Consider the following 11,306-nt stretch of genomic DNA (forward strand, 5'->3'; position numbering starts at 1 on the left):
TTTACTACATTTTATTCTAAAAATAACTACCTTGGTGATATTAATTGCCTAAGTTTTGCAATATAATTTGAAATACGTTTTTAGTTTTTAAAAGTAGATCTATGATATTTAAGCTTGGTGAAATTTATCATAAATATGCAGATCAGGATCCTACTAGAGTTTTTCGTAATGCAGCATTAAAATCAGCATTAATACTATTTGCTTTCTTAACGATAACAATTTTTTTAGAAGTAAACAAAAATGTTATAATCTTAGAGATTTTGTTTATAGCTAATATGACGGCTGCTATATTAACAGGAAGTATTGAATCAAAGAAGAAGGCATTTTTTTTATATGTATTCTCTTCTATGGTAGCAATAAATATCTCACCATATGTATATGTAATTTTAGAGAAAAAGATTTTATTATTTCTACCTATTATATTTATAGCATTTTGGATTCGTAGGTTTGGAGAAGCTTTTTTAATTTTTCCAGTTATGCTAGTTATTATGATGAGTATTTGTTTTTTTAGGTTTCCCTTGGAGGCTGATAAGCATATTGAGTTTACTTTTCTAGCATTATTGATTGTTATTGCTTTTTATATATTGATTATAAATCGATATAAAGTTATGAATTATAGTGAAATACGAGTAATAATTAACAGTTTTTTTAAAACTTTCAATAAGAGTTATATTGAAGAGTTTGAGAATGTGAAATACCGGAATTTTACAAAAGATAAAATAATAAAATTTAGCCAAGAAAAAATGAAAACAGTTATTTCTTTACAGAATCACGGGCTTATGTCTTTAAAAAGAGCAGATCATGAATATTGGAGGTATTTTTGTCACAATATAATACTTTTAAATAGATTGTTTGAGAAGTTTATACTTAGCTATAAAAAAATTAGTTTGAAATACTTGAATTTAGCATTTAATGAAACAAAAGAAGAACAAGCCCTTATAAATAAGTTAGAAAAGATATTTAAAGAGACTATTATATTAACTAACTATACAGCTTATGATGAAAAAATATTAGATAGAAAAATAACAAAAGTGATAGAATTACAGTCTGATTTTAAAATTTTTTATACAAGTAAGTATCTTAATAATAGAAATAAAACTAAACTACTATTTGATAGTATTTTACTGTTAGAAAATATGCTAATTGGCTTGCAAAATATAAAAGAGGCTTACTTTGAAATTATTGAAAATCAGATTTAATTTATCTGATACAACCTTATTATCTATAAGAGTTTTGATAGCTACAGCTCTAGGCTTATCATTTTCTTATATGCTTTTTACTTTAATAGGTCAAGATGAGTTTTTAGTAAGAATATACTGGGTAGTAATTGCTATAGTAAGTGTATCAGTAAGCAGCAGTACAAATGTGATATATACAAGAGCAAAGTATATAATTATGTTTTGTATTTTAGGGACATCATTTGGATCAGCAATACTTTTTTTGATACAGAAAGATATTCATGGAGATTTTTATTTTCTTATAGTAGCTATTTTATGTATTGTAGGGCTTTGTCTGAACATGTATACGGCATTTTTAAATTATGCTACTAGTGTGTTTTTTATTCATATCTATATTGTGATGTTTTTTGGTTTGTTAGAAAGTTGGAATAAATATACTTTTCTAGCTAGGATATTATGTATTTTGATTGGAACATCGAGTATTGTATTAGTTACATATATTACTCGAGGGAGTAAGTTTTTACATATTGTTGTTAAAGAGATGGAAGAGTCTTATTTACGATTAAAAAATATAGTTAGTAATATAGATAAAACCATATCAAACCGTGAAATTATGCCACTGATAGAAAGAAGCATTAAACTAAATGATTTGTTATATGATGCAAAGTATGAGTTTCTGAGCAAGGAAAATTATCGTGAATGTAAAAGAGTTCTGTTACTTATGGATGAGTTGTTACTAAGTTTAAGAAGTTATCGTGTTTTAGATCTCAAAAAAGAAAATTATGTGCCTGATTTATACAATGACATGAATGAATATACTAGAGAGAAAATTAAAAGAAATTTTAAGCAAATAACAGTTAGATATCAAAGATTAACCCATAAAGATTAGCATTGCCTCTTAAACTCATTTGAATAAAGTTTAGTTTAGAGGTATGAAGCCTAGTAATTTTGTTTTGGTGCTACAGTGGAGTAAATCTAGGGTATCCTTCCCATTTGAATCTTTTGCTTTAGGACATTGTTTTTCAGAAGCACAAGAGCTCAAAAGTAACACAGCTATTAAAGTTATAAGTACTTTTTTCATATTACTTACCTGCTGTATCATAACTTTGAACACCTGTTGAACCTTGAGTATCTGTTGAACCAGGATCAGGTTGATATTTTGTATAACATGATGATAATAAAAGTGTTATAAATGTTGCAACGATTACTTTTTTCATTTTAATTTACCTCATTTGTTATTGGTAACTTTTTACATTTTACAATTTAATAATATATTTTTCATTAAAAAATATCAAGTAACATATAAGAGTTGTTGTATAAGTTTAAGTATTGTCATTTCTGATATAGATACAGCTAATATCCAATATAGCTTATCTCATTCAAAATTTATTATACCTCTCATTAAAATGCTGTTTTATATATTTTATTAGAAGGTTTATTCTTTTGAGCTGATATTTTACTGGTAAGGATACTATAGATAACTGAGTAGTTTCAGCATACTCTGGTAGTATTTCAACGAGATTTTTATTTTTAATGTCAGAATCTACATAAATATCTACTAATCGAGTAACTCCTAAACCTAGTAAAGTGGCTTGTTTCATTACTCTACCATTAGCTACATGAATGCTATTGTTATGAATGTGTAAAGTATAATTATCTTTACCTGAGATTAAAGACCATTGCTTAACACTTCCATAAATTAATGGAATGTTTTCTAGTTGCCTTGGGTCTATTATTTGACCATATTGTTTTATAAAATCACTGCTCGCAACATACTTGGTTGAAACTTTTCGCAATGCTGAAATTATTAAGTTAGAGTCAGGCAGGCTACCCATACGAATGACCAAATCATAATCACTATCTAAAAGATTGATTCGATTACTTGAAAAATCTAAATGTATATTTATATTTGGATGCTGCTGCTGGAACTCAAGTAGTATTGGCGCTATAACATCTTCGCCAAGAATTCCTCCAACACAATTTATTTTTATAGTTCCATTTAATTCATTATTTTCTTGAGTAGCAATTTGTGTAGCTATGTCTAAATCATTAATAGCTTTTTTACATCTTTTATAATATTCTTGTCCTATTTCTGTAAGTCGGACATGTCGAGTACTTCTATATAAAAGTTGAACTTTTAACTGATTTTCTAAATCTTTAATGCTTTGGCTAAGGTTTGATTTGGCTATACCAAGTATATCAGCGGCCTTAGTGAAGCTTTGTTGTTCCGCTACATGAATAAAAGAGTGTAGACCTCTCCATCCTATATTGTTCATTATACTATAACAATGTTTTATGATTATAGGTGTTTATTAGTCTAATGATTTTCTATAGAATTTACAATCAACGAAACGATACAAATTATATTAATTAAAAAGGAGAAATAAAATGACTAAATCATTAGTAGTAATAACAGGAGCAAGTTCAGGAATAGGTGCAGCAATTGCTAAGCGTTTTTCAGATGATGGATACTCGCTTTTACTTATTGGTAGAAGGATAGAGAAAATACAAGAGTTAAACTTACCAAATACAATTATTCGTAAAGTTGATGTAACAGATTCACAAGCTTTAAAAAATGCAATAAAAGAAGCTGAAGCTGAGTATGGACCAGTTGATTGTTTAGTAAATAATGCAGGATTAATGCTTCTTGGTCAGATTGATACTCAAGACTCAATTGAGTGGCAAAAAATGTATGATGTAAATGTTTTAGCTTTACTTAATGGTATGCAAGCAGTATTAGGTGATATGAAAACTAGGAAAAGTGGAACAATTATAAATGTAAGTTCTATCGCTGGTAAAAAATCATTCCCAAATCATGCAGCATATGTTGGTACAAAGTTTGCAGTTTCTTCAATGAGCGAAAATGTACGTGAAGAAGTAGCTGATGATAATGTACGAGTTATGACAATCTGTCCTGGAGCTGTTGAAACTGAACTTCTAAGCCATACAACTTCTGATAAAATTAAAGAAGATTATGAGAGTTGGAAAGAGTCTATGGGTGGTGTATTAGTTGCAGATGATATTGCAAGAACAGCTATATTTATGTACAGTCAGCCTCAAAATATTAACATTCGTGAAGTAGTAATTGCTGCAACAAGGCAGCCCGCTTAATAATTTTGATTTTTATAATGAGTAATTACAAATGGTATACATTTAAGTCATATTTTTTTTACAATATTTTTTTATAATAGAAACAGAAATAAAACAGAAATAAAACAGAAATAAAACAGAAATGAAACCTATTGATTTTGTTAGATCTTTCGAAAAAGACTTACTTGAATTTTCAGATTATACTAGTAATGATGCTCGAACATTCATAGGTTGTATAAACCCAAGTAAGAAAACAGTTATATTAGAAAAAGCAGATATCTCGACAAATGCTAAATATGATTTTCAATTTGTTTTGTTAAAACAGAGAAATGTTTCTTGGGATAGTAATCTCCTTAATAAAGCATACGATAGTGTTAGAAATAGAAAATCTGGAGTATGTACTACTTTTGCTTATGCTGCGGCTCATATTATAAGTAGTGGACGTTTGGCAGAAGCTCCTTTAATAGAGATAGTTGCTTATTCTAATCATATTTTTATTATAGTGGGTAGAAACCATAGCTATAATGGGAATCTACGAAATAGAAATTATTTAGATGACATCAGTTATTGGGGAGGTGAGTACGTAATAATAGATCCCTGGGCTATAGCCATGGGCTATGATATAGCTTTTTATACTAAGTCTAATTTTAATTCTTATCCGTATAAAAATATGATTAGGAATCTTAGCTTAGAAATGGCTAATAAGCCTCCAGAGTCTGCAGGGAACCAAGAGCAAGATTCATATAACAACTTTATGTCAGCTTTTAATTTTTGATAATTCATTATAAATATTGTGTTAAAAATTTTAAGAAAATTTCCGAATTAATTAAAAGTTTAGACATAACTATTTGATAATCAGACTTTCTTATTTTATAAGTTATAGAAATTAGTGATGTTGATAACTCCTTCGTTAATGGTAATAATTGCTCATCATCTTTTTATTGCTTAAGCAAATACTGGAATATCTGATATGGTGCTATTAGCAAAATTAATAAAGTAATACTCCAGCAGCTATAAATATTGGCTGTAATGATTTTGGTTTAGCTGAGGAGGGTCAAAAAAATATCTTTAAAGCTAGAAAGTTAAATCAAAAGAACAACTGGAAGTAGGGTACATCATATTGCAAGAATAATTATTTTTATATAGAGTTAATTTCAAAATATTAACTTTTGTAAAGTAGTAATTGCTGCAACTAGGTAGCCTGCTTAATTACAGCCAAGTTTCTGTATAGACTTGTATATTTTATTTAAAACTACAGGTATTTCTAAAAATGCTCTAATTAGTCCTAAGGTAATGGAATATTTTAGTAGATAAACTATGCCTGTTACAACAAACGTATCTGCTGCTACTACTTCAAGCTTGTACATGCTACTTAATACATACAAATGTAATACTAAAAATGCTGTTATTAAAATAAATATGACTATAAATAAGTTGCTTATATATTTTTCTATATCAATATCTGAAAAATTAAATAGATTAACAGTACAAGGTTTAAGTTTCATAAAGTAGCTCCTTTTATTTTCTAAAATAAATAACATTGGTATAGTTTTGCTAGTATTGTATCATTTTTAAGATTTTTTTATTTTAGTTTAATTTGTTAATTAGACTGTTCGAAAAAATATGATTTATAATAGAATTACTTTGATTAGCTAGTTATTTGAATTAACTGATATCTATAAAAATATGTTAAAATTCTAGAATTAAAATAAGTTAAAGAAACTCTAAATAATATTATGTTTGATAATCAGACTTTCTTGTTCTATGACTTAGAGACAAGTGGTATAAATAATTCTTTTGATCAAGTTTTACAATTTGCTGCAATCAGAACAGATTTGGATTTTAATGAAGTTCAAAGGTTTAATTTTTTTGTTAAATTAAACCCTGATACAACTCCTTCACCGATGGCAACAATTATTCATCATATTTCTATTGCTCAAGCAAATACCGGGATACCTGAATATGATGCTATTCGAAAGATTCATAAAATAATAAATACTCCAGGTACTATAAGTATCGGCTATAATACTCTTAGTTTTGATGATGAGTTTTTAAGATTTGCTTTTTATAAAAATATGTTGCCTCCGTATAGTCATCAGTTTAAAAATAACTGCCATAGAGCTGATTTGTTTCCTATAGTTGCTTGTTATAGTGCCTTTTTTAAGCAGGGATTAAAATGGCCTAAAGTTCAGGATGATGAAGGCCAAGAAAAAATATCCTTAAAATTAGAAAATTTAAATCAAGAAAATAGTTTTTATAGCGGTGGTAGAGCTCATGATGCTATTACAGATGTAATTGTAACTGTAGAACTAGCTAAAAAATTAAAATTATCAAACCCTCAAATGTGGCAATTTTTGTTGGATAAATTTAGCAAACAAAATGATGAAAATACCTTAGTACAGTTAGATGTTGGTATAGAAATGGAGAGCCTAAAATATAAGCAAGCTATAGCGGTAAGCGGTATCTTTGGGTCTAAAAATAATTTCATCTCTGCTATATTAGACCTAGGTCAGCATAGGCACTATAAGAATCAAGAAATATTTTTGCGATTAGATGGCCATCTTTTTAGCGAGTTTATAGAAGAGTATGGCAGTTTAGAGGCTGAGCATTGGCGCTTAACAATAAACAAAAAATGGGGTGATACTCCATTAATTTTACCAGCTAAAACTCGTTTTGTTGGTAAACTGCCACAAGAGAGATTAGAGCTTATAAAAGAAAATAAAAAATTTATAAAAAGCAATCCTGAAATTTTTGTTAATTTTGTTGATTATGTATTAGAGTATAAATATCCAGAAATTAAAAATATTGATGTGGATGCTGCTATTTATCAGAGTAATTTCATGACCAGTGCTGACGAAAGAGGTTGTGATAAATTTCATATTTCTCCTATTTATCAAAAAACTCAAATGCTTAATCAATTACCAAGCAAATTTTATGATAGAGCTGTGCGTATAATTGGGAGGTTAGATTTTTCAAAGCTTCCAGAAAAAGCACAAATGGAGTTTCAGGAATATTTAAATAAGATTGTTAGTTTAGATAATGATGAGTTATTAGTAGATCATCGTGGTAAAGTTCGTAAATCTTTACCTGAAATTTACCAAAAAATGCAAGATTTGCGTATAAATCAAGATCTAACTGAAGAACAACAAGGACTACTTTATGAGTTGGAGGAGTATCTTTTTTAGATGAATAAGTTTAATTTGGTGACAAAGTATAGTCCTAATGGAGATCAGCCTAAAGCAATAGAATCTTTGGTTGCTGGAGTTAATAATGGCTTACAACATCAAGTTCTATTAGGAGTTACTGGCTCTGGTAAAACGTATACAATGGCAAATGTTATTCAACAAACTCAAAAACCATGTTTGATTGTTGCTCATAATAAAACTCTAGCAGCGCAACTATATTCTGAGTTTAAGCAGTATTTTCCTGATAATGCAGTTGAGTATTTTGTTTCTTATTATGATTATTATCAGCCAGAGGCATATATGGCAGCATCAGATACATATATAGAAAAAGATTCATCTGTAAATGAGCATATTGAGCAAATGAGGTTATCTGCTACTAAAGCTATTTTGGAGCGTAATGATGTAATTATTATAGCGACAGTTTCTGCTATTTATGGCTTGGGTGACCCTGAGCAATATATGCAAATGCTTTTGCACCTAAAGGTAGGTGAAGAGCCAGGACTTAAAAAAGCTCAGACAAAATTGATTGAAATGCAATACTCACGTAATGATATGGATTTTAGCCGGGGCAGTTTTCGTGTCAGAGGTGAGATATTAGATATTTTTCCAGCAGATTCTGAGAAAGATGCAATTAGAGTAGAATTTTTTGATGATGAAATAGAGACAATTAGTCTAATTGATTCACTAACATCTAAAAAAATTAAGTTGATACATAGAGCAACTATATTTCCGAGTACTCACTATGTTGCATCTAAAGAACGTAAAGGAATAGTAATAGAGCAAATAAAAGAAGAGTTAAAAGAAAGAGTTAAATATTTTGAAGAAGAGGGCAAGCTTCTTGAAGCTCAGAGAATAGAGCAAAGAACAAAATATGATATCGAAATGATTCAAGAACTTGGCTATTGTACTGGTATTGAGAATTATTCAAGACTATTGTCTGGTCGAAATCCAGGTGATCCCCCACCCACATTAATAGATTATTTGCCAAAAAATGCTTTAGTTATAGTTGATGAATCTCATGCGACATTACCTCAATTTGGGGGCATGTATAAAGGTGATTTATCGCGTAAATCAAACCTTGTAAACTATGGTTTTAGATTACTATCTGCTTTAGATAATAGGCCTTTAAAGTTTGATGAATTTGAGAATCTTTTACCTCAGACAGTTTATGTATCAGCGACACCAGCAAATTATGAGCTAGATAAGTCTGAAAATATTGTAGAACAAATCATTCGCCCAACAGGATTACTTGATCCAGAGCTTTTTGTACGTCCGGTTGCCATACAAGTCGAAGATGCTTTGTCAGAGATAAATAAAGCAATTGCGAAAGGAGAAAGGATATTAATTACAACTTTAACCAAGAAAATGGCTGAAAATCTTACTGAATATTTATCTGAACACGGTGCGAATGTTAGGTATCTACACTCAGATATAGATACAGTTGAGCGCGTTCAAATCATTCATGATTTGCGCCATGGAGTTTTTGATGTACTTGTAGGGATAAATCTTTTAAGAGAAGGTTTAGATATGCCAGAAGTTGGTGTGCTACTTATATTTGACGCAGATAAGGAAGGCTTTTTACGCTCTGAGAAATCACTCATACAAACTATAGGTAGGGTTGCAAGAAACCAAAATGGTCGTGCGATTTTATATGCCGATGTAGTTACCAAATCAATGAAAAAAGCTATGGATGAGACTCTTCGCCGCCGCCAGCTTCAGGATGAATATAATAAAAAACATAATATTACACCTAAAACTATTATTAAAAATATTGATAATATGCTTGATAGTTCACCAGAGATGCAAAAAAGAGCATATAAAAATAATTTGCGTTTAAAGGTTGATGATGTGGATGTTTCGGCTATACTAGGTATGACAGAGGCAAATAAGGTTATAAAAGCTTTGGAAAAACGCATGCGTGTTCATGCAAGAGATCTAGAGTTTGAACAAGCAACCTTAATTAGAGACAAGATATCTGAAATAAAGCAAAAAATTATTAATTTATAATTTTTAAAGACAAGAAGTAATTATTATATTATGGCAGTAGAAAGTAAATTAAAAAAGAATCGGCTTTTTTTGCGTTTTACTTGGGCAAGGTTAAGAAACTATTTGATCAGGGCAAAAAAAAGTTTATATTCATCAATTATTCTGTGTGGTTTAATTGTTGGTGTTGATTTATATTTAGGGAATGTTGAATTTGTAACTCAATCACTACAAATAGGAATTACTTTGGCTGTTATATTATTTGTATTTTTCTTTTTGATAACAAAGGATGATAATCCTGTTGATATTATTATCTCTGGTGCAGAAGGTGAAACAGCTGTTTTAGATGAGTTGAAAAATTTGGACAATAGTTTTGTATTATTTAACAGGGTTATTTTGCCAGATCAAAAATCTACAGTAGGGAATCGAGAGCTAGACTTTATAGTAATATCACGTAAAGGTATATATATTGTTGAAGTAAAAAATAACCGAGGTTATATCCAAGTTGAAAATATGGCTGAGAGATGGCAAGTTTCAAAAACTTCACAAAATAATAAAATCTATGCAAAAACTATAAAAAATCCAATTAGACAAACTTTTGCCCAGAAAAAGGTATTGCAAACTTATCTGTATAAGCAAAGAATTTATATAAAAGGTATACCTGTTATAACTATTGTTATATTTGCAAATGACGATGCCCAATTAAGTGAGAATTTTATTGCTGATGATGCAAACCAGGCGGTATTGCCTTTGAAGAGCTTATTGCCTTTTATTAAAGCTAAAGAAGAATATCTCGAGAAAATTCCATCGCGCTCACGTAAGAAAATTATTAGAAAGCTTGAGAAAAAATAATGCAAAATAGCAGACCTATAGGCGTCTTTGATTCTGGTATAGGTGGGTTAACAGTCGTTAAAAATTTAATGCAAATATTACCGAATGAGAATATTATTTATTTTGGTGATATTGCTAGAATTCCATATGGCACTAAATCACGAGCTACTATACAAAAATTTGCTGCTCAAACAGCAAAGTTTCTAATTGAGCAGGAAGTTAAAGCAATAATAATCGCTTGTAATACAATATCAGCTCTTGCTAAAGATATTGTTCAAGATATTGCTAAAGATATTCCTGTTATAGACGTAATAAGCGCAGGCGTGAGTTTAGTCAAAAATTTGAATAATATAGGTGTTATCGCAACACCAGCAACTATAAATAGTAATGCATATGCTTTACAAATACATAAAAATAACCCTTTAGCGGAAGTTTATAGTACATCTTGTGGTTTATTTGTTTCAATGATAGAAGAGGGCTTTGTAAAGGGTCAAATAGTTGAATTAGTTGCAAAGCAATACCTTGATTATTTTACTGATAAAAATATAGAAGCGTTAATTTTAGGTTGTACGCATTATCCAATCATTAAGCAAAGTATATCAAAAATACTGAATGTTGATTTAATAGATCCTTCATTACAAGCTAGCCAAATATTATACGATTTACTCGTAGATAAAAAAATCTTAAATACATTTAAAGTTGAGCCAGAATATAGATTTTACGTTACAGATATTCCAGTAAAATTTAAATCAGTTGGAGAAAGGTTTTTACAAACACAAATGCAATATCTTGAAATAGTTAGTTTGGATTCTTGATAGAACTTTTATAATTTTTACTATCTTCTTTCTTGACATAGACTTAAATATCATATTTACTTTATCCGTGACAACACGGGGGCGCGTAGCTTATTAAGCTGTGCTGAGAGGATTTTCCAACCCTTTGAACCTGATCTAGTTAGTACTAGTGTAGGAAGTGTAATTTGATTTTTGGGTTGTAACTATTTTTATCGATAGCTATATCCAGTTATATTCTTAATACT

At 29.5% G+C, this 11,306-nt stretch carries 11 protein-coding genes and 1 riboswitch; of the genes, 8 read left to right on the forward strand and 3 right to left on the reverse strand.

The genetic code is table 11. From position 1 onward, the window contains the following. Positions 1–101 precede the first annotated feature (101 nt). Together CDV26_RS03945 and CDV26_RS03950 are read left to right on the forward strand one after the other, a co-directional pair. Positions 102–1,199 carry a hypothetical protein gene (locus CDV26_RS03945; protein WP_088772180.1) on the forward strand — a complete coding sequence of 366 codons (1,098 nt, stop codon included), beginning with the start codon at positions 102–104 and terminating at the stop codon, positions 1,197–1,199. Beyond that, positions 1,174–2,067 carry an FUSC family protein gene (locus CDV26_RS03950; RefSeq protein WP_169709711.1) on the forward strand — a complete coding sequence of 298 codons (894 nt, stop codon included), beginning with the start codon at positions 1,174–1,176 and terminating at the stop codon, positions 2,065–2,067. Before CDV26_RS03945 ends, CDV26_RS03950 begins: the two co-directional genes overlap by 26 nt. A gap of 193 nt (positions 2,068–2,260) precedes the next feature. On the opposite strand, the gene CDV26_RS11975 is transcribed toward CDV26_RS03950, so the two are convergent. Next, positions 2,261–2,395 carry a lipoprotein gene (locus CDV26_RS11975; RefSeq protein WP_157671438.1) on the reverse strand — a complete coding sequence of 45 codons (135 nt, stop codon included), beginning with the start codon at positions 2,393–2,395 and terminating at the stop codon, positions 2,261–2,263. Between the two features lie 162 nt (positions 2,396–2,557). Then, positions 2,558–3,454 (reverse strand): LysR family transcriptional regulator, encoded by an 897-nt coding sequence (locus CDV26_RS03955; RefSeq protein WP_088772181.1) that lies wholly within the window; start codon positions 3,452–3,454, stop codon positions 2,558–2,560. A 112-nt stretch (positions 3,455–3,566) separates the two neighbouring features. Here CDV26_RS03955 and CDV26_RS03960 point away from each other — a divergent pair, with 112 nt between their 5' ends. Both CDV26_RS03960 and CDV26_RS03965 read left to right on the forward strand, forming a co-directional pair. After that, entirely contained in the window at positions 3,567–4,289 is a 723-nt protein-coding gene (locus CDV26_RS03960) for an SDR family oxidoreductase (RefSeq protein WP_088772182.1), read from the forward strand. Between the two features lie 121 nt (positions 4,290–4,410). Continuing rightward, positions 4,411–5,043 (forward strand): hypothetical protein, encoded by a 633-nt coding sequence (locus tag CDV26_RS03965; RefSeq protein ID WP_088772183.1) that lies wholly within the window; start codon positions 4,411–4,413, stop codon positions 5,041–5,043. A gap of 430 nt (positions 5,044–5,473) precedes the next feature. Here CDV26_RS03965 and CDV26_RS03970 read toward each other — a convergent pair whose 3' ends face one another. After that, positions 5,474–5,773, reverse strand: a complete 300-nt coding sequence (locus tag CDV26_RS03970; protein ID WP_088772184.1) for a hypothetical protein — start codon at positions 5,771–5,773, stop codon at positions 5,474–5,476. A gap of 231 nt (positions 5,774–6,004) precedes the next feature. Between CDV26_RS03970 and CDV26_RS03975 the strand changes: the two genes are divergently transcribed. The 4 genes from CDV26_RS03975 to murI are packed head-to-tail and all read left to right on the forward strand — an operon-like array spanning position 6,005 to position 11,082. Then, entirely contained in the window at positions 6,005–7,453 is a 1,449-nt protein-coding gene (locus CDV26_RS03975; RefSeq protein ID WP_088772185.1) for an exodeoxyribonuclease I, read from the forward strand. Beyond that, a complete protein-coding gene (gene uvrB / locus CDV26_RS03980; RefSeq protein ID WP_088772186.1) occupies positions 7,454–9,460 on the forward strand; it encodes an excinuclease ABC subunit UvrB in 2,007 nt (668 codons plus the stop codon). Positions 9,461–9,490: 30 nt separating this feature from the next. Then, the gene (locus tag CDV26_RS03985) at positions 9,491–10,288 is read left to right on the forward strand and encodes a nuclease-related domain-containing protein (RefSeq protein WP_088772187.1); all 798 of its coding nucleotides are present in this window, start codon (positions 9,491–9,493) and stop codon (positions 10,286–10,288) included. Continuing rightward, complete coding sequence (murI, locus tag CDV26_RS03990) at positions 10,288–11,082, forward strand: glutamate racemase (protein ID WP_088772188.1); 795 nt, start codon at positions 10,288–10,290, stop codon at positions 11,080–11,082. Before CDV26_RS03985 ends, murI begins: the two co-directional genes overlap by 1 nt. A 67-nt stretch (positions 11,083–11,149) precedes the next feature. Further along, a riboswitch (TPP riboswitch) is annotated at positions 11,150–11,256 on the forward strand. The last annotated feature ends 50 nt before the right edge of the window (positions 11,257–11,306 follow it).

It is taken from the genome of Francisella halioticida (assembly GCF_002211785.1).
Classification (GTDB): domain Bacteria; phylum Pseudomonadota; class Gammaproteobacteria; order Francisellales; family Francisellaceae; genus Francisella; species Francisella halioticida.

Bases quoted from the DNA above. Each gene is read 5' to 3' on its own strand.
- CDV26_RS03945 (WP_088772180.1), top strand. From the start codon at position 102: ATGATATTTAAGCTTGGTGAAATTTATCATAAATATGCAGATCAGGAT.
- CDV26_RS03965 (WP_088772183.1), top strand. From the start codon at position 4,411: ATGAAACCTATTGATTTTGTTAGATCTTTCGAAAAAGACTTACTTGAA.
- murI (WP_088772188.1), top strand. From the start codon at position 10,288: ATGCAAAATAGCAGACCTATAGGCGTCTTTGATTCTGGTATAGGTGGG.
- CDV26_RS03960 (WP_088772182.1), top strand. From the start codon at position 3,567: ATGACTAAATCATTAGTAGTAATAACAGGAGCAAGTTCAGGAATAGGT.
- CDV26_RS03985 (WP_088772187.1), top strand. From the start codon at position 9,491: ATGGCAGTAGAAAGTAAATTAAAAAAGAATCGGCTTTTTTTGCGTTTT.
- CDV26_RS03970 (WP_088772184.1), bottom strand. From the start codon at position 5,773: ATGAAACTTAAACCTTGTACTGTTAATCTATTTAATTTTTCAGATATT.
- CDV26_RS03975 (WP_088772185.1), top strand. From the start codon at position 6,005: ATGTTTGATAATCAGACTTTCTTGTTCTATGACTTAGAGACAAGTGGT.
- uvrB (WP_088772186.1), top strand. From the start codon at position 7,454: ATGAATAAGTTTAATTTGGTGACAAAGTATAGTCCTAATGGAGATCAG.
- CDV26_RS11975 (WP_157671438.1), bottom strand. From the start codon at position 2,395: ATGAAAAAAGTAATCGTTGCAACATTTATAACACTTTTATTATCATCA.
- CDV26_RS03955 (WP_088772181.1), bottom strand. From the start codon at position 3,454: ATGAACAATATAGGATGGAGAGGTCTACACTCTTTTATTCATGTAGCG.